General features: G+C 43.8%; 13 protein-coding genes and 2 tRNA genes. 12 read left to right on the top strand and 3 right to left on the bottom strand.

Annotation, left to right across the window (positions count from 1 at the left end; translation table 11 throughout):
• The first annotated feature begins 29 nt into the window (after window positions 1-29).
• The 7 genes from LZG74_RS04210 to LZG74_RS04180 all read left to right on the top strand — a co-directional run bounded on the left by LZG74_RS04210 (window position 30) and on the right by LZG74_RS04180 (window position 9,365).
• Window positions 30-1,295 carry a nucleotide sugar dehydrogenase gene (locus LZG74_RS04210; protein WP_233795349.1) on the top strand — a complete coding sequence of 422 codons (1,266 nt, stop codon included), beginning with the start codon at window positions 30-32 and terminating at the stop codon, window positions 1,293-1,295.
• 59 nt (window positions 1,296-1,354) lie between these two features.
• Window positions 1,355-2,347 carry an SDR family oxidoreductase gene (locus tag LZG74_RS04205; RefSeq protein WP_233795348.1) on the top strand — a complete coding sequence of 331 codons (993 nt, stop codon included), beginning with the start codon at window positions 1,355-1,357 and terminating at the stop codon, window positions 2,345-2,347.
• A gap of 63 nt (window positions 2,348-2,410) precedes the next feature.
• On the top strand, window positions 2,411-3,577 hold the full coding sequence (locus LZG74_RS04200) for a glycosyltransferase family 4 protein (protein WP_233795347.1): 1,167 nt from the start codon (window positions 2,411-2,413) through the stop codon (window positions 3,575-3,577).
• Window positions 3,578-3,908: 331 nt separating this feature from the next.
• Window positions 3,909-4,835 (top strand): sugar transferase, encoded by a 927-nt coding sequence (locus LZG74_RS04195; RefSeq protein ID WP_233795346.1) that lies wholly within the window; start codon window positions 3,909-3,911, stop codon window positions 4,833-4,835.
• Window positions 4,836-4,874: 39 nt separating this feature from the next.
• Window positions 4,875-6,290 carry a capsule assembly Wzi family protein gene (locus LZG74_RS04190; RefSeq protein ID WP_233795345.1) on the top strand — a complete coding sequence of 472 codons (1,416 nt, stop codon included), beginning with the start codon at window positions 4,875-4,877 and terminating at the stop codon, window positions 6,288-6,290.
• Window positions 6,291-6,445: 155 nt separating this feature from the next.
• A complete protein-coding gene (locus LZG74_RS04185) occupies window positions 6,446-7,780 on the top strand; it encodes a capsule assembly Wzi family protein (protein ID WP_233795344.1) in 1,335 nt (444 codons plus the stop codon).
• A gap of 112 nt (window positions 7,781-7,892) precedes the next feature.
• On the top strand, window positions 7,893-9,365 hold the full coding sequence (locus LZG74_RS04180; protein ID WP_233795343.1) for a capsule assembly Wzi family protein: 1,473 nt from the start codon (window positions 7,893-7,895) through the stop codon (window positions 9,363-9,365).
• A gap of 23 nt (window positions 9,366-9,388) precedes the next feature.
• Here LZG74_RS04180 and LZG74_RS04175 read toward each other — a convergent pair whose 3' ends face one another.
• Window positions 9,389-9,781 carry an HIT family protein gene (locus tag LZG74_RS04175; protein ID WP_233795342.1) on the bottom strand — a complete coding sequence of 131 codons (393 nt, stop codon included), beginning with the start codon at window positions 9,779-9,781 and terminating at the stop codon, window positions 9,389-9,391.
• Between the two features lie 128 nt (window positions 9,782-9,909).
• On the opposite strand from LZG74_RS04175, the gene LZG74_RS04170 reads away from it, so the two are divergent.
• The gene (locus LZG74_RS04170) at window positions 9,910-10,620 is read left to right on the top strand and encodes a DUF1080 domain-containing protein (protein ID WP_233795341.1); all 711 of its coding nucleotides are present in this window, start codon (window positions 9,910-9,912) and stop codon (window positions 10,618-10,620) included.
• On the opposite strand, the gene LZG74_RS04165 is transcribed toward LZG74_RS04170, so the two are convergent.
• The gene (locus tag LZG74_RS04165) at window positions 10,615-14,607 is read right to left on the bottom strand and encodes an AAA domain-containing protein (RefSeq protein WP_233795340.1); all 3,993 of its coding nucleotides are present in this window, start codon (window positions 14,605-14,607) and stop codon (window positions 10,615-10,617) included. The genes LZG74_RS04170 and LZG74_RS04165 overlap by 6 nt on opposite strands.
• Before the next feature lie 28 nt (window positions 14,608-14,635).
• Window positions 14,636-15,700, bottom strand: a complete 1,065-nt coding sequence (locus LZG74_RS04160; protein WP_233795339.1) for a TerC/Alx family metal homeostasis membrane protein — start codon at window positions 15,698-15,700, stop codon at window positions 14,636-14,638.
• Between the two features lie 362 nt (window positions 15,701-16,062).
• Between LZG74_RS04160 and LZG74_RS04155 the strand changes: the two genes are divergently transcribed.
• From LZG74_RS04155 to LZG74_RS04140, 4 genes are all read left to right on the top strand, one after another.
• Window positions 16,063-16,135 (top strand) — tRNA-Gly (locus LZG74_RS04155).
• 65 nt (window positions 16,136-16,200) lie between these two features.
• Window positions 16,201-16,286 (top strand) — tRNA-Leu (locus LZG74_RS04150).
• A gap of 107 nt (window positions 16,287-16,393) precedes the next feature.
• Window positions 16,394-17,092, top strand: coding sequence for a response regulator transcription factor (locus tag LZG74_RS04145; RefSeq protein ID WP_233795338.1), 699 nt, complete (start codon window positions 16,394-16,396; stop codon window positions 17,090-17,092).
• Window positions 17,076-18,452 carry a sensor histidine kinase gene (locus LZG74_RS04140; protein ID WP_233795337.1) on the top strand — a complete coding sequence of 459 codons (1,377 nt, stop codon included), beginning with the start codon at window positions 17,076-17,078 and terminating at the stop codon, window positions 18,450-18,452. Before LZG74_RS04145 ends, LZG74_RS04140 begins: the two co-directional genes overlap by 17 nt.
• The last annotated feature ends 44 nt before the right edge of the window (window positions 18,453-18,496 follow it).

Genomic DNA, 18,496 nt, shown 5'->3' with positions numbered 1-18,496 from the left:
GTCATTTATTGGCAATACTAACAGACTATATGCACCTAGAAAACAAAACAATTTGTGTAATCGGCTTGGGTTACGTGGGACTGCCACTCGCAGTTGAGTTTGGAAAAATTTTTGATACAATCGGTCTTGACATTGACCAGCAGCGGATTACAGAGTTAAAAAACCATTTTGATCGGACATTAGAAGTCGATGAGGAAGGTTTAAAAAAAGCTTCCAAACTAAGCTTCACTTTCGATCCGACAAGTATCAAACAAGCCTCCATCTTCATTATCACCGTTCCGACGCCCGTCGACCAATTCAATAATCCTGATCTTACACCTGTCCGAAAAGCAACTGAAACTGTTGCCCGTAGTCTGAAATCCGGTGACATTGTCATTTATGAATCAACGGTTTATCCGGGAGTTACGGAGGATTACTGTGTTCCTATTTTGGAGAAAATCTCCGGTTTGACGTTTAATCAGGATTTTTTCTGCGGATATTCTCCTGAACGGATCAACCCGGGCGACAAACACCATACACTGACCAAAATAAGGAAGGTCACGTCCGGTTCCACACCCGAAATTGCAGAAGAGGTCAATAATTTATATGCGTCTATTATTACAGCAGGCACATTTAAAGCGTCAAGCATTAAAGTTGCGGAGTCTGCGAAAGTAATTGAGAATGCTCAGCGCGACATTAACATTGCATTTGTCAATGAGCTGGCAAAAATCTTTAATCTGCTAAAAATCGACACCAGCGAGGTCCTTGAAGCGGCAGGAACGAAATGGAATTTTCTTCCATTCAAGCCCGGATTGGTAGGAGGACATTGCATCGGCGTTGATCCTTTTTACCTGGCGCAAAAGGCAAAGGAAGTGGGTTACCATCCCGAAATCATCCTTGCCGGCCGAAGACTGAATGATTCTATGGGCCCATACGTGGCTACCCAGTTTGTAAAATTACTAATTCAGAGCGAGCGCAAAATAAAGGGGCAGGATGTGCTGGTTTTAGGAATAACTTTCAAAGAAAATTGCCCGGATATTCGCAATAGCCGGGTTATTGACATTGTGAGGGAGCTGGAATCATATGATATGAATGTGCATGTATATGACCCTTGGGCGGATAAAAATGAAGTTGAGCACGAATATGGCATTCGCCTGATCGACAACCTGGATGGACTCAACGGATACCAGGGCATTATTGCAGCCGTGGGTCACGATCAATTGCTGGATCTTGAAATTCCATCAGGAGAAAACGCTCCGATTGTCTATGACGTGAAGGGAATATTTCCAAAAGATAAGGGCTACACCAGGCTATAAGGGATGCATCACGCTGCCGAAATTTAGCTATTCGAATTATATCTTAGTCGCATAACTCAATGACTTTTAACCAATATCATCAGCAGGATATCACTTCCTCAAAATTCCTTATCACCGGAGGAGCCGGATTCATCGGTTCCAACTTGGTAGCATATCTTGTTCAATATCAGGCTGCTAAGATCGTGGTGCTGGATAACTTATCAACGGGTTACCTGGAAAACATTGCAGCGTACATTGATAAAGGACAAGTCGAGTTTATCGAAGGCGACATCAGGGATTATCAAACCTGCGTAAAGGCGATGCAGGATGTTGATTACGTGCTGCATGAGGCTGCGCTGGGTTCAGTTCCACGAAGCATTAATGATCCGATTACAACTAATGAAGTAAATATCAGCGGCTTTTTGAATATTCTCCAGGCTGCTAAGGAGGCTGGTGTAAAGCGTATGGTCTATGCAGCGTCGTCGTCAACGTATGGGGACAGTCCATCACTGCCCAAACAGGAAGCGATCATTGGAAACCCGCTCTCGCCATACGCAGTCACAAAATATGTCAATGAGCTTTATGCGGATGTGTTTTCAAGGACCTATCAGTTTCACAGCGTTGGATTACGGTATTTTAATGTATTTGGGCCAAAACAGAATGTGAATGGTCCTTATGCTGCTGTGATTCCCCTGTTTATAACCCAGGTTTTGAATGGTCAGGCACCGGTAATTAACGGCGATGGCTTAACCTCCCGCGATTTCACGTTCGTATCCAATGTTGTTCAGGCGAATATTAAAGCTTTGCTTGCTGACAATCTGACGAAGCACGAGGTTTTCAATGTTGCCTGCAATGAGCAGACTTCTCTTACCGAACTCGTTTCGGCTATCACTGAGGAGCTAGGCAGTCCACTCGAACCAACTTACGTGCCGGAAAGAAGGGGTGACGTGAAGCACAGTCTCGCGGATATTTCGAAAGCAAAATCACAATTACAATATCAACCGGAAGTACTTTTCAAAAACGGACTTAAAGAAACTATTCTTTATTTCCAGGAGTTGACAAGCGCTTCCTGATTGGTCTGGCAAGTTCGGATCAATCAAACTTCCACCGATTAGAACAAAATACAGCACACTTGAATGGAGAAAATCAAATTACTTAGGATAACAACCGAAACTTATTCGCTACGTATATTATTAAAGGGCCAACTGAAATTTATGTTGGAGCAGGGTGTGGAAGTATCAATGGCAAGCACTCCGGATAAACATGTTGGTGATCTGGTACTTAATCAGGGAGCCCCGTTTTACCCTCTTAATCTTTCGCGGGAATTAACACCTTTCAAAGACCTGTTAGCTCTTTTTGAAACCATCCGGCTTATCCGGAAAATCAAACCGCAAGTTGTTCATACCCATTCGCCTAAGGCCGGAATCATCGGAATGCTTGCGGCATATATTTGCAGGGTTCCACTTAGAATGCACACAGTAGCCGGGCTGCCACTCATGGAAGTCACCGGCCCGAAAAGAAAGCTTCTTGACTTCGTGGAATCATTAACCTATAAGTGTGCGCACTGGGTTTTACCAAACTCACAGGAGCTCAAAAAATTCATTTTAGATAACGACCTCAGTCCCGACAAATCGAAAGTGCAGGTTATCGGCAACGGCAGCAGCAACGGAATTGATCTGGAATACTTTTCGGTTACACCGAAACTGCTGGCTGAAAGCAATGAGTTTAGAAAAGCACATAACATTGGCCATAGCGATATTTTACTATCATTTATGGGCCGGCTTGCTAATTACAAGGGTGTTAATGAATTGGTTGCAGCATTTTCAGAGCTTCAGAAACGCCACGAAAACCTCAAACTTGTACTGATAGGAGCCCCAGAAGACCTTAATCCGCTGGAAGAACACACCAAAACGGAAATCGCAAATAATAAATCCATTATTGCGGTGGGGCATCAGCATGACGTGCGAAAGTTCTTGGCGGCTTCTGACATATTTGTGTTTCCCAGTTACCGGGAGGGCTTTCCGCAAGCGCTTTTGCAGGCCAGCGCCATGGGCATTCCGTGCATTGCAACCAACATTAACGGCTGCAATGAAATGATCGATGATGGAAATACGGGAATATTGATCCAGCCGAAAAGTATCCATGCCATAGTAAATGCCTGTGAGAAGTTGATAAACAATCCGCAGGACAGTAGAAAAATGGGGAAACTGGCGCAACAATTTGTCCTCAGGAATTTCGAACAGCAGCAACTTTGGCGAGCCATTCATGCATTTTATAGTTCAAACCTGGCGGCAAGAAAATAATATGTTCAAAATATTTCTTCTAAAAAGCGAAGTATAAATTTACCGCACTTATCTTTGTGAAATACTTGCTCAATGCCCTCTCCTCGATATATGAACAGACAATCGTATCTAACGTTTGTTCAACCTATAAACCTTTAATTAAATGAAAGCCGCCGATGGTTCAGTATGCCTGGCTGACTGTTTCAAAATAGGAATTTTTACATTATAATTGCATTCTTTTTGCACACGCTTTAACTTTTACTATTGCCGCACACATATGGATCAAACTTCTGTTTCTAATCGAAAGTACGTACATCGATTGTTGAGCAAAAATGCTTCTACCGATGAAATCTTGATTATCACGAGTTATGACTATTTTTTACAGAAATACGATTTAAAACATCTGCGTCAGACTTACAGGGAAATTATTCTGGTCCCTCATACAGAAGACGATGATTACCTCATTAACTACACGGTAAGGCCTTTGCTGGACAAATTTGAGAAAGTCCACCTTGTCACCAATCCTCACTACGACAAGCGTAACAAGGTCATTTACGAATTGGTTATTCGTAAAAATAAATCCATTCGCATCACTACGGTTTATGACTTCTGCGAGAAGAGCTTGAAGAAAGTTTATATACCCGAAGACATATCGGAAATCAATCCTAATTTATCTGATATGCCCGCATTCGGTAAAAGAGTGAGATATCCAAAGAAGATTATCGACGTTGCGGTTTCCATCGTTTTATTTCTGCTGACTTTTCCGCTCTGGATTTTAAGCTATTTCCGCATCAAGCTTGAATCGCCCGGTCCCGTATTTTATTATCAGGAAAGGGTTGGGATGGATAACATCGCATTTAAGTGTATCAAATTCCGCTCTATGTCATTGGATGCAGAATCTAATGGGGCGACTTTTTCCAAAAAGAACGATTCGAGGACTTTTTCATACGGGTCTTTCATGCGGTTAAGCCGAATTGATGAATTGCCACAAATCATCAATATTTTCAGAAGAGATTTGTCTCTGATCGGTCCACGGCCGGAAAGACAGGTTTTTACAGAAACCTTTGATGAGGTTATCCCCTACTACAATTCTCGGCATAGCATTAAGCCCGGAATCACTGGATACGCTCAGGTAATGTATTCCTACGGCGCCGGGGTATTCGATGCGCGGCACAAGCTGATGTACGATCTCTACTACATCAAAAACTGGTCATTGTTTCTTGAATTGAAGATTATTCTTCTTACGGCTGTTGTCATTTTTGGCAAAAGAGGGCGGTAACAATTTCTCGAACATTCTTTCGCGATCAACTTATCATGCATGAGAAATTCATTCTTAATGCTGCTATTAATGATAGCATCGCAAACAGGCAGTTTTTCTCAGGATTCTACATGGCATTATTCTGCGGAAATTAAAAGCGCACTGTCGTCGAGTCAAACACCTTATTTAATTCATGCAAACACGTATGGTGGTACTCCTACAAATGGATCGTTTTTGCTGGCCCAAGCTGGTTTCCATAAAATTTATAACCAGAATAACCCACGGTTTTTTCAATGGTCCGGGGGATTTGAGGCGGTAGCAAGCACAAACCATTCCCCGGCTGCATTCCTTACCGATTTATTTGTAGCAGGCAAAGCTGGCCCGGTAGAAGTCAGCATTGGGCAGCGGAAAGAATTCTACGGATTGGGTGATAGTCTATTAACAAGTGGCTCGGTAGCTATATCATCCAATGCAAGGCCGTTTCCAAAAATCCAGATTTCTACGCCTCACTTCGTCAATCTGATTCCACGAAATGACATTTTTTCATTTAAGTTTTCGTATTCAGATGGCCTCTTAGGCCCCGCACAATCGATTTATGGCAATGTGAAAGCTGTGCCAGAAACATATTTTCACCACAAATCCGTATACATCAAGCTTGGCAAGAGAAGGCATCTGCTGAATTTATATGCAGGATTTAACCATCAGGTAATGTGGGGCGGGGAAGATAAAATCTTTTCAGGCGGACTCAAATTCCCGGAAGCATATCGCTATGTTGTTTTGGGCAAGCCATGGGCGGCCAGCCGGGTTGGGAATCATTTCGGTACGATTGATGCCGGACTGGAAATAAACGGAAAGAGATGGACAACGCTTTTATACCGCCAGAGTATTTACGAAGATGGCTCAATTGCCAACACTGCAAATGTTTCCGACGGACTTAATGGGCTCAGAATTAAAAGGAACAAACTTCAAAACAAAGGTTTCCAGCTCAATACGATCTTGCTTGAATATCTTTACACAAAGAAACAGGGTGGCGACGTTTTCGATTTTGCTAATGGCACATTTGGACGCGATGATTATTTTAATCACTACGTTTATAGCCAGGGTTGGTCTTACAAAGGCCGGACGCTCGGCACCCCAGTTATCGCTCCCCAGCATTTAATGCGCGAAGAATTGCGAACCTCGCAAAGGCTTTTCACTGCAAACAACCGGCTTGTTGCCTTTCACGGCGGTTTGGAAGCGTCAATTAATCGTGTGAGACTATTGTTGAAAGCGAGTTATTCAATCAACTCAGGTACATATAATAAGCCTTTCAAATCCCGCGTTAACCAGACTTCCCTCCTAGCGCGTGTGGAAATGCCGCTGAAACTTATGAATGAAAGCCATTTGAGCGCTTCTCTTGGCACGGATTTTGGACAATTTTACCCAAACAACACTGCTATTTTGATTGGATGGAGAAAATCCGGTTTTATCAGATAACTTTGGGAAGTCAACTCAACCCCTTAATGAGTAATTTTTACATTTAAATGCCGGTCCCAATCTCTCAGATACGAGTCTGCCTTTTTGCCGTCTTGACATGTTTCGCGATACATTCTAACGCCCAAGACTCAACGATTTATTACCGAGCCAGCCTAATGTTGTCTGGTGCTACTGATAATACTCCTTTTTGGGCCCACGCGAACCAGAATGGCAATGTGCCGATGGATGGAAATTTTGGTCTGGCTAATGTCGGCGTTTACAAAGTGTATAATCCACACAACCCCAGAACATTCCAGTGGAGCGCTGGTCTTCAGGGAATTGCCAGCTATGGTAAATCGGGTAAGGCGTTTCTTTCAGATGCGTACATCGCTGCAAGGATAGGAAAGTTGGAAATCCTGGCCGGACAAAAAAACAATGTAGTCGGGTTAATGGACACAACTATGACTTCGGGTTCTCTGTCAGTTTCCGGCAATTCCCGACCCTTTCCCCGGCTGCAAATTTCACTTCCCGAATATCTGCCGTTGTATTTCACAAAAAATTTTTTGGCTCTCAAATTTTCTTATTCCGAAGGTTATTTGGGAAGCAGCAGGCTGAATTATGGCGTGGAACGGAACATTTCATACACCTACTTTCATCAGAAATCGCTGTATTTCAGGTTCGGACCGGAACACAGCCGTTTAAAAATTCATGCTGGTGCTAACCATCAGGCTATGTGGGGCGGCGAGGATAAGATCACGCCGCTGTACGAACTGGAACCATTGAATGCTTACTGGCATACGATCTCTGGTAAAACATTAAACTACAATAAAGTAGGCTACCACTTCGGAACCGTTGATATCGGTGCCGAATGGCGAGGTAGCACGTGGTCTTACTTTGCGTACAGACAAAATATTTACGAGACTGGCTCCCTGTTTCACATTATCAATTTTGAAGATGGTCTGAACGGGATAAGGATGAAGAGGATCAAGCCTTTACCAGCCGGATCAACCGCTTTTGCGTTTCAAAGCTTCCTGCTCGAGGCAGTAGGGACCAATAACCAGACAAATAAATCTCCTTTGTCCGGTCTGGCTATTTATGAAAAAGGAAATTATTACAACAGTTACATTTATCAACGTGGCTGGTCTTATTTCAACCGCGGCATAGGCACGCCACTGGCGCCATCTTCGGGCATGACCAGGCCATCTTTACCGGTTACTGGATCAGAGTTTACTAATAATAACCGGTTCTGGGCGTTTCATACTGGTGTTACTGCTACTTGGCAAAAGACTTATTTTGGGCTGAGAGGCACATATTCGAGAAATTCAGGGTCTTTATTAAGTCCTTTCGAAACACTGAAAGAGCAGGTGTCCTTGTCTCTTACAGCTGAAAAGAATATAAAGTTATTAAACGGTTGCAGTGTCTTTTCCAACCTTACAACTGATTTCGGACAACTTTATCCTACTTCTCATGGCCTGATCATAGGACTTAGGAAAAGTGGATTCCTGGATTAACGTTGCTTTTTCACGTTGCCTGATATGTCCAATATGAATAGCAAAAAGTTATACTTATTTTTGTCAAAATGTCACATTATACACATTGAAGAAAAAGCTTGAGGGCACGCCTATGAAAATCTTTCCCATACTGACATTACTGTTATGCATTTCCATAGCCGGCTTTTCCCAATCTGAGACTGCCGAGACTACTGAATTCCCGGATTCTACAAATAATTTTATTGAGATTGCCGGTTTTGGCAGCAACAATACGCATACACCATTCTGGATTCAGGCCAATCAGTTCGGCACCGTTCCTTTGGACGTTCCCGCCGGAAGTGCGCGTATTTCCCTTGAAAATTACTGGCCGCTCAACTCATCCTGGCGTGTGGGTGCCGGCGTAGAAGCGGTAGGGAACTTCAATGAACACCCTAAAATGCTTGTGCCGCAGCTGCACGCAACCGTAAAATTCAAAAATTGGCAGCTTTTTATCGGACGAAAAAAGCAGAATGTCGGCCTGGCTGATTCCACACTCGGTACCGGCTCTTATGCATGGTCGGGCAATGCGTTGCCAGTGCCCAAAATATTTTTCGGAACCAGTGGTTTTGTTGCTGTCCCTTTTACAAAAGGCTGGATCTCATTCAATGCATTCTTTTCCGACGGACTTTTCGAAAAACACCGTCCCGCCACGACAAACCTAAAATTTCATCAGAAGGCTTTTTACGCGCGACTGGGAAAAGTTAATTCCCGGCTTAAATTATACGGTGGATTTAATCACCAAGTGCAGTGGGGCGGAAAATCAAAATATCTTGTTAAAGATCCAGAAAGTGGAAAGCTGCCCGATGGTTTCTCTAATTATGTCTATGCCGTTTTTGGAACCATTGGCGGAACCGGGACTGACATATCACATTTTGATAGCACCAATCGCGTTGGAAATCATTTGGGATCGCTTGACTTGGCCGTTGAAGTGGAGACTTACGGAAGCACCATTTATCTATACAGGCAATTTATCTATGAAGATGGTTCACTATTCTATATGGAGGGCATCAAGGACGGGTTAACCGGATTGCGGATCAAGCGGAAAAACTCGTACGGTGCCAATTTTGAGATAACCGAAGGCGTTATTGAAATGCTTTTCACAAAAGATCAGGGAGGTCCGCTATTCGAAATGGGGAATGGCAAGAAACGTGGTAACGACAACTATTTCAACAATCAGCAGATCCGCGACGGATGGTCCTACTACGGGCGTGGAATCGGAACACCTTTTATTCCGCCTACCTCCCAGACAAATTGGAAATGGCCCGGCTACGCAGATAATTTTACCAGCAACAATCGCGTGTTAGTATGGCATGTAGGGTTAAGAGGAACACTTTTCAGACAGGTGCAGTGGCATACCAAATTATCTTTCTCAAGTAATTCGGGCGCTTACAATTCCCGCTTTGAAGGCTCCCCAAAACAATTCTCCGGCCTGATCGGCGCGCAAACCAATGTGAATGTGCTTGGCGGAATGACCATTAAAGGTTCTTATGCCAGCGATATTGGCGACCTATATCGCAAGACACACGGATTTATGTTGGGAATCAGAAAAGATTTTTCTTTTAACTGAGGACAATCCATTTTCTAAAAAACCTATCCGATTTCTGCACGAATCTTCGCTGCCAGCGCTGCCAATTCTTCTTGCGTAGTCTGTATTTTTTTCGAGAAGTCCACGTCGGCCATGCTATTTAAGGGAAGCAGGTGAATGTGCGTATGCGGCACCTCCAATCCTATGACTGTCAAGCCTATACGAAGGCAAGGAACTACTTTTTGGAGCGCAGGAACAATGCTTTTTGCAAAAAGAAACAGCTCAGAATATTCCTGATCATTCAGATCAAACACATAATCCACTTCTCTTTTCGGGATCACTAATGTATGCCCCGCGGCGATCGGAAAAGCGTCCAGGAAGGCAAGGAAATGATCCGTTTCTGCGATTTTATGACTAGGAATTTCACCCCTTACAATTTTTGAAAATATAGACGCCATCAGAATATCAATTAAATATCGTTTAGTTGCAGAGCAGCGCGACGGATCGCGCCATATCTTTACCCAAATAAGTAATTAAAAACTGAAAAGTACTTAATATTGCGTTCCAAAACTTTAACACTAAGAATATGAATTTTACGAATTGGCGTGCTTTCACTAAGGCAGGCGTGGTTGCATTATTTTCACTCGCTCTTATTTCAAACACCGCAGAAGCGCAGGAAAAAGGGAAATGGGTGAAATTATTCGACGGCAAAAGTTTGAACGGCTGGCATAGCTGGCAGTCGGATAATGTGTTACCACAATGGAAAGTGGAAGATGGCGCTATTGTTCTTGCGGAAAAAGGCGGCAAGGACCTTGTTACCGACAAAGAATATGGCGATTTCGAATTAGAACTGGAATGGAAAATTTCAGAATCAGGAAATAGCGGTATCATTTACCACGTCATTGAAGACAAAAAATATTGCTGCCCCTACTCTACCGGCCCTGAAATCCAGATTCTGGATGATGAAAAGCACCCGGATGCAAAAGCGGGAAAAGCTGGGAACCACAAATCAGGATCACTTTATGACATGATGCCACCAACTGACTTTGCTGCTGTAAAACCAGCCGGCCAGTGGAATAAAGCAAAAGTTGTGATCAAAGGCGGTCGTGGCGAAAGCTGGTTGAACGGCAAAAAAGTAGTTGACTTCCCTGCACAAGGCGGCGAATGGGATAAATTGGTTTCCGACAGCAAATTCAAAACCTGGGAAGGCTTTGGCGCCTCTTCCAAAGGCAAAATTGCTTTGCAAGATCACGGAAACAAAGTTTCTTTCAGAAATATCCGTATTAAGGAGTTATAGTAACTGCTGGTAGTCCACAGACTTGGTCCAGTATTCGCGGCTGTAAATCCGCCTGTAAGGCCAATTTTTCTGCTGCAAAAGAAGGGGTAAATAAGCGTGCGGTTCTTTTGACGATTTGCTGTAATGATAGAAATCATCGTCGGTCAGGATCAAACCCTTGTAAACCCCTTCTTTTTTTATGGTAATGTCGCCAAACGGTAACTCTTTCTCAAAATCCGGATGCTGCTTCACCAACTGGTCTTTCAGCAGCCAATCTGACCTGAATTTGCCGGTTGCCACCGGCGCCGGAACAAATTTTCCTTCCGACACATTCAGGGCATATTCAAGATAAGCTTTTAAGATTTTCGGGCCTGCATTTGCGGTCTGATCCGTTTGGAGTTGCGAAGGCCATAAGCTTGTTACGAAATAAATCCGCTCTCTTGCGCGTGTCACGGCCACATTAAGCCTGTTTTCGCCACCCTGCATATTCAGGCTGCCAAATTGCATGGAAACTCTCCCGTTCTCATCCGGCGCATATCCCATTGAAAAGATAATAATGTCGCGCTCGTCGCCCTGCACGTTCTCAATGTTTTTAACGAATAGGTCCTTGAAGAACACATTTTCCCTTTCAAGCGCGTCCTGAATCGCATTTTGCTGGTAAAAGTTAAATGTCACAACACCAATGCTCCTGCCGGTTTCTCCAAGCTCTTTGATCAATGAAACAACCTGCTCAATTTCAACGAGGTTAATGTTGTTCTTCCAAACCCCATCCGTCTTAATATATTGAATGCCAGGCTCATCATTATTGATTCGCAGGAAATCAGGAAGCAGTCTTAATGTGTTCTTATAAAAATTCCTGTTGGAAAAATCAATCAAATCAAGCGATAGGCTGCGATAATGTCCCGTAAGCTGGTATTGATCAAGCGATTGTGCTGCCAGGTCCAGTAATGATTCGATTTCTATGGCAGCTGTATATTCTTTCTCGTCTGCCTTTTCTTCATATCGTATTTTATATAAATCACTCGGAGACAGCTGCTTGCTATCCCCTGTTACTACAACCTGCGCCCCCCGAAATGCCGCGGGCAAGCCATATTCAGCATAACATTGCGAGGCTTCATCAAAAATTACGAGATCAAACAATGCACGCTGCATAGGAAACACTGCAGAAACAGCTTCCGGCGAAGCCATCCAGCAGGGAATTAAAGAAAAAACCTCATCTGTGTAGTTTTCAAGCAATTTCCTGATTGGCCAGATCATTCTTTTCTTAGTCACCTGATGCCCTAGCTCGCGATAAGTGACGCGGTTACCAAGGCGGTTCTTCTCGATATCCTCATAAGTCGCCTCCCTGAGTTTTATCCCGGTAATGTCCGTGCTCAGCTGCTGTTTTTCCGTAATGCTTTCTTGTAAACTGGTCTCCCATTGCTTCATTTTCAATGAGGTAACCGCTTTCAGATCCGGAAATTTGCTCTCTATATGCTCAATCCAAGCTAGCCGGATGCTATTTTCAAAAAGATTGACAAGCTCTTCCGAACTGGTATGCCCACGATTTTTACTTTTTTCAACGATGATTTTGGTAACCGCCTGTTCCGGCACAGTCATACTTTCCGTGAGGTTGTCCATATCAACCATTGAATCAAAATCCCTGGCTAATGCTGCTGACAACTGCTGGCTGAAAAGGTCCGGATCTTTAAGCAATTTCCGGATTTGCTGCGGCAGCAAATAGGGTAACATAGCAGCTTCCAATTTGCTCCATACTATAATCCAGGCTTTCAGCTCATGGATACGCTCATTGAATGTCGCGTAATCTGTACTTTCAGAAGCAATGTGCCTCAAAGTCAGCAACCAGGGATCCAATGCAGCCCTTACCGCCCCATCGGCGGCTGATTCTGCTTTTTGGAAAAAAGAAATGTATTCCGCACCTGCATTTAGCTCATTCTGATCAATGTAGGAAACGTCGAAATTCAAATGCTTACTCGTAAGCCAACCTTCTAGTTCGATCCTGTTTTTGACTTTAATTTCAAGCATTGAAAGATCGTCCAGTGCAGTTGAAAGCCCATTTGCCTTCGCAACCTCTTCCACCTCCTTCTTTTCTTTCCCAAACATGTTCCACCAAAGACCCGAAACCGTCGAGCTGTTTGCTTCAATGGATTTTCTCAGTGATTGAAGGAATGACTGTAATTTTGAAGCTGGTAAGGAAAATTCAATGCCATCTTCTGCCAAAAATCCTTCAAGTGCATCCGTGGTTTGCCGGATGAATGCAAGCCGTTCGTGGCCACCTGAGGAATTGATATATTTCTTAAACAGCGTAAATGTTGTATTGTCTGCTATAAGCCCGGCAATGTCGGTGAGCCGTTCGGTGATCTCGCCTTTCTTTTCCAGATAGTCAAGCGAAAAGGGCTGGCTGGTTAAATGCTCGAATTTTTGTTTTTGTCTGGAAAACACTTTCGGCCATTCTGCAAGCATCTCTTCCATGTTTCGCAATTCGCTCATGCCAAACTTTGAGAAGCTTCTGCGCTCTGCCCAGACATGACCGGCAGGAAAATGCAAAACATATGCACTATACGTTTTCAACTTCCTCCTGAAATGATCCAGATTGTCCATACGAAAAGACCGGTAATGATCTTTCATCTCCACTTTCGGAGCCGTTTGGTTACTTTTCAGGTAAAGCTCTTTGATACTCACACCACATTCCGTTTCATCAAACAATGCTTCCCGAAACGCATTTAAATCTTGAACCGTACGGTCGATGGCCCGACTTTGCTGGGTAAACTGCCTTTCAAGAAAAACTGCATCCAGGCTGTAATTTTGTTGTTTGTATGCTTCAACCTTGTCAATCTGTGACGCCAGCTGTCTGTATAATGCCGAGCGATCGTTCTTGAAATCGTGGATCAGGCCCACAAAATCGGTCATTCCAATGGTTTGCAGCCTTTGATACACAACATCCAGCGCCACACGTTTCTGGCATACCAGCAAAACACGCTTTCCTCTGGCTGCAAAATCAGCCATCAGATTACAAATAAGCTGTGATTTCCCGCTCCCCGGCGGGCCCTGCACCACAACCGATTTCCCGGATTTCACAGCCAAAATGATTTCCTCCTGTGACTGATCCACCGGAAACGGCGTCAGGATCTCCTCTTCTCTGACTGTTTTAGCATTAATAATTGCATCGGGGATATCTTTTAGCGCTTCTGATCCCGAAGATTCTCCTTCGAGCAAGGGAATGGAGAAATTTGCATCCAGGGCGTTTTCCAGCAGCAAATTATAGTCCGGAACAAGATAAGAACCGGCTTGGGGAAAAATGCCGAGAACGGCCTCAGCGAAAAGTTTTAGCTCTCCGTTTCGCTCACTAGCAGCCAGTTCTGAACTTTTCAGCGCATTAAATGCAATGAGCTTGTCTTCAAAAAGATCCTGATTGAAATTAATTTTGAGCGGCGTGGTCTTTAACCATTCATATAAATGCGTCCGGAATTCCAGGAAATCCTTTGGAAAATCTTCAAACGACTTTTCAAGAATGTCGTCCGTTATAACCGACTCATTGAAATGTGCATAAGCCAGCGCAAAACTGGAATTAAGGACCACATTGCTTTCCGGCACTTCAAACAGGCACCATTGCTCCCGGTCCATTTTTAGAGTAACCGGAAAAAACAAAAGCGGCGCATGAATGGGTGTTCCATCGGAAAGCTTTCCTTTTACAAACGGAAACCCTACATACAAATCCCGCGAGCCTCTTTCCTCTTCGATAAACCGTTCTGTACGAGCAATCTTTCGGAGCTTCTTGCTGGCTTCGTTAACCTTTTCAAAACGGGAATCGGCAACATCACAAAGGGCAATGCGTGATTTCCCGGAAACGAGCTGCCTGATAAGTTCTACTGCAGGCTTTTCCAGCAAAAAATCAGTTTCATGAAGATCCAGGAACTGCTCCGAAGGCAGCCCTGGCAACAATAACGATTTATTACGCGTACTAAGGTTGGTAAGTCGTTTTAAGTAAGCTTTAAGAATGCGATCCATAGATACTCAAACGATCCTGATTGCTTAACTATTGGATTTGGCGTGTTTCTACCTTTTTCTCCGGAAAAAGAACAGAGGCGAGCACGCTTATCGCCAAAATGCCGAGGATTACGTAAAGTGAATAAACCGTCTCAAATCCAAGCTCTTCCAGTTTTGAATGGAACAGCATTTTTCCACCAATAAATACAAGCAGAACTCCTAACCCGTATTTCAGGAAGCGGAAAAGGCCCATAATGTTGCTCAGGAAAAAGAACATGGAACGAAGCCCCATGATGGCGAAGATATTGGAAAAGAAGACAACATATGGATCCTTCGTAACAGAGAAAACCGCAGGCACCGAGTCAACAGCAAAAATCAAATCGGTGAATTCGACGATCAAAACAACCACAAAAAGCGGTGTTACCAGCCATTTTCCTTTTTTCAAGACAAAGAAATGCTCACGGACATATCTTGGGAAAACAGGTAAGTATTTGGATGCAAATTTCACAACCGGATGCTTGGCCGGATCAATTTTTTCATCATCGCCAGCTTCGAAGAAGATCTTACCACCCTGGTAAACCAGCAGCAAACCGAAGATATAAATGATCCATTCAAAACGCTGCATTAATGCCGATCCCAGGAAGATAAAAATGAAACGCATGATAATTGCGCCCAAAACGCCCCAGAAAAGCACTTTTTTATAATACTGCGGACGAACGCCAAACGAAGAAAATATCAGGATAATAACGAAAATATTGTCAACAGAGAGCGCATATTCAAGCAGATAGCCCGTGATAAATTCCAGGGACATATTCTTCCGGTAAATTTCAAGGCTTCCCTCAAAATCTCCGGGAATGAGCTTCAAATGCGGTGCATACTTGTCTTTGACTGCTGCCAGATCAGCGTAGTTCTCCATGCCATGCACCAGATCGCCATGCGTGTTGATGATAACGTAAAAAACGAGTGCAAGAAAGATCCAGGCAACAGTCCATGCAGCGGCTTCGCCGAATTTTACAACATGGTCTTTTTTATTAAATACGCCAAGGTCTAAAAGCAGCATGACGCTGATCACCAATATAAACCCGCCAAAAAACAGAACTTCGTTGGAAAACATGAATAAATATATTTACTATTTAAAATCAGCCACAGACAGGATCATGCAATAAAACATCAATCTATGCAATCCTGTCAAAGGAGGCAAAGGTAATTAAAATATAAAGTGCTAAAATTAAATAGGACGGACGGCATTAAAATTATGCGAGGCGAGGCCAGCCCAAGCAAGAAGCAGAAACTGCACATTGCACCGGCAACGCACATTCATTTTAATATTTTTTTGAAAAAAAATGCGTCCAGTATCAATTGAGTAACAATTTGTTAATAAAATGTTGCGTTTTTTTTTCTAAATATTTTTTACAAAAACTTGCGTCACATACTCCCTGTGCCTACATTTGCACCACCATAATCAAAAACGGTTATGCGAAAGTAGCTCAGCTGGTAGAGCGCGACCTTGCCAAGGTCGAGGTCGCGGGTTCGAACCCCGTCTTTCGCTCAGAGGTTAAAGCACCGGAAACGGTGCTTTTTTTCTCTATATGCCATCCTAATCGCATGGATGATGCCGGGGTGGTGGAACTGGTAGACACGCAGGACTTAAAATCCTGTGAGCCGAAACGCTCGTACGGGTTCGATTCCCGTCCCCGGTACAAAGCCTCTGGAACCTCACCAGAGGCTTTTTTCTTTTCAGGCATGCTTTATTTAAGCAATACTTTTCTACATTTATCTTCCTGACGATTTTTCAATATCTGCCTGCATGAAGCTTTTGCTTATCGAAGACGAACCCAGCGTAATTTCCCTCATTCAAAGAAGCCTATCCGCTTCCGGGCACGAAATAACGGTGGCTATGGACGGTAAATCGGGCCTGGAAATGGCTACGAACCACACCTTCGATATGATCATACTGGACCTGATGCTTCCCGTCATCAATGGCATGGAAGTATGCAGGAAAATCCGCAGCGCTGGCAATGCAACGCCTATTCTCATGCTGACAGCGCTGGGCACAACAGAGAATATCGTATCGGGATTAGATGCCGGAGCAGACGATTATATGACCAAGCCCTTCAAACTGGCAGAACTTGAAGCCCGCATTCGCACGCTCACCCGTCGAGGAAAGGAAGTTGAAAAAGAGAAAAACGGGACGAAGCTTGAAATTGCAGATCTGGTGCTGAATACAGAGACGAAGATTGTGCAAAGAAACGGCCACACCATTGACCTAACCGCCACGGAATTCCGCCTGCTGGAATTTCTGATCCATAACCGGAACAAAGTGCTCAACCGAATGGAGATCCTGGAAAATGTATGGGACATTAACTTTAACCTCGGCACCAATGTCGTGGATGTTTACATTAATTATCTCCGCAAAAAAGTTGATAAAAATCAAAAAAATAAGCTGATACACACCGTTTTCGGCATGGGATACGTGATGCGACAGTCTTATGAAGATACAAACTAAAATTGCCCTTCTCTTCACGATTCTCACGTCGGGCATTATCGTGGCGCTGAGCGTATTTATTTACACATTCGGGTCGGAAAGCGTTTCAAACAGCTTCTATCACCGGCTGGAAGTACGGGCAGACATTGTCGGGCACGCAGCATTGCAGGAAAGTAAATCGACTACTTCTATTTACTACGACATTAAGGAACGACACCTGGGTGACCTGCCTTTTGAGCAGCACCATATTATCAAGAACGGCGAGATTGAAAAGGCAAGACAACTGAAAGAACGGCTGCCGATGCCTTCTGCTTTTTACGATAATATTGTTAGAAAAGAACCTGCCCGCTTTTTCAAGAATGATACTTCTTATGTTGGATTGAACATTAACCAGTCCGGTAAAACCATAATCATATTGTCATCCGCGGTGGATCTTTACGGTCTGGAAGAAATTGAAAACCTTAAAAAACTGCTGATCGTAGGCTTTTTCATCTCCATGATCTTCGTTTTCACATTTGGAAAACTGTTTTCTACACAAATTTTCAATCCCATCCGACGCATTATTCGCAATGTAAAAGGGATTAGTGCGCATAACCTGCACCAGCGCCTTGAAGTTGCCGGCAGTAAGGACGAAATCGATGATCTCACGCATACTTTCAATGATATGCTGAACCGCCTCGAAATTACATTTGAAATACAAAACAACTTTGTCAGTAACGCCTCCCACGAGTTTAGAACGCCCCTTACCGTGATCAGCGGCGAAGCGCAACTGGGCCTTTCCCTTGAAGAAATCCCTCCTGCCGCGAAGACCTCGTTTGAAGTTATTTACAAGGAAGCGGGAAAGCTCGAACATCTGGCCAACAGCATGCTAAAGCTGGCGCAAACCGGTTTCGATGGAACAAAGGAACAATGGTCGCCGATACGGGTGGACGAGCTGGTGTTGTCTGTCAAAGAAGCGGTGGACAAAATTATTCCCGATAATCAGGTGGATATCGATTTTAATCATTTACCAGAAGACGAAGCTAAGCTGACAATTAACGGGAATCAGACCCTCCTCACGGCAGCATTGTCAAACATTGTTCTTAATAGTTGCAAGTATTCTGATAATAAACCGGTTACCATTATCATTTCTTCTGATGGAACCCATTCTATTGTGGAGATTCAGGATATAGGGATCGGCATTCCTGATCGGGAGATTGCTCAGATCTATGTTCCATTCTTCCGGGCCTCTAATACGGAGCGTTACAAAGGCTTCGGGATCGGGCTTCCTTTGGCTAATAACATTATCAAGAAGCATAATGGAACCATTGCCGTTGATAGTCAGGTTGGTGCGGGAACGAGCTTCAAAATTCACTTGCCCTGCTCAAAAGCATCCTTCTAATGTCATTTTAATAATCTAATCCCCTTCTAATAAGTCTCACATTG

Origin of the sequence: Dyadobacter sp. CY327, assembly GCF_021390415.1 — a bacterium.
GTDB lineage: Bacteria > Bacteroidota > Bacteroidia > Cytophagales > Spirosomataceae > Dyadobacter > Dyadobacter chenhuakuii.
The sequence above is the reverse complement of the archived record's forward strand: the minus strand, read 5'-3'. Positions and strand labels throughout refer to the sequence as shown.

Bases quoted from the DNA above. Each gene is read 5' to 3' on its own strand.
- LZG74_RS04210 (WP_233795349.1), top strand. From the start codon at position 30: ATGCACCTAGAAAACAAAACAATTTGTGTAATCGGCTTGGGTTACGTG.
- LZG74_RS04205 (WP_233795348.1), top strand. From the start codon at position 1,355: ATGACTTTTAACCAATATCATCAGCAGGATATCACTTCCTCAAAATTC.
- LZG74_RS04200 (WP_233795347.1), top strand. From the start codon at position 2,411: ATGGAGAAAATCAAATTACTTAGGATAACAACCGAAACTTATTCGCTA.
- LZG74_RS04190 (WP_233795345.1), top strand. From the start codon at position 4,875: ATGAGAAATTCATTCTTAATGCTGCTATTAATGATAGCATCGCAAACA.
- LZG74_RS04185 (WP_233795344.1), top strand. From the start codon at position 6,446: ATGTTGTCTGGTGCTACTGATAATACTCCTTTTTGGGCCCACGCGAAC.
- LZG74_RS04180 (WP_233795343.1), top strand. From the start codon at position 7,893: ATGAAAATCTTTCCCATACTGACATTACTGTTATGCATTTCCATAGCC.
- LZG74_RS04175 (WP_233795342.1), bottom strand. From the start codon at position 9,781: ATGGCGTCTATATTTTCAAAAATTGTAAGGGGTGAAATTCCTAGTCAT.
- LZG74_RS04170 (WP_233795341.1), top strand. From the start codon at position 9,910: ATGAATTTTACGAATTGGCGTGCTTTCACTAAGGCAGGCGTGGTTGCA.
- LZG74_RS04165 (WP_233795340.1), bottom strand. From the start codon at position 14,607: ATGGATCGCATTCTTAAAGCTTACTTAAAACGACTTACCAACCTTAGT.
- LZG74_RS04160 (WP_233795339.1), bottom strand. From the start codon at position 15,700: ATGTTTTCCAACGAAGTTCTGTTTTTTGGCGGGTTTATATTGGTGATC.
- LZG74_RS04145 (WP_233795338.1), top strand. From the start codon at position 16,394: ATGAAGCTTTTGCTTATCGAAGACGAACCCAGCGTAATTTCCCTCATT.
- LZG74_RS04140 (WP_233795337.1), top strand. From the start codon at position 17,076: ATGAAGATACAAACTAAAATTGCCCTTCTCTTCACGATTCTCACGTCG.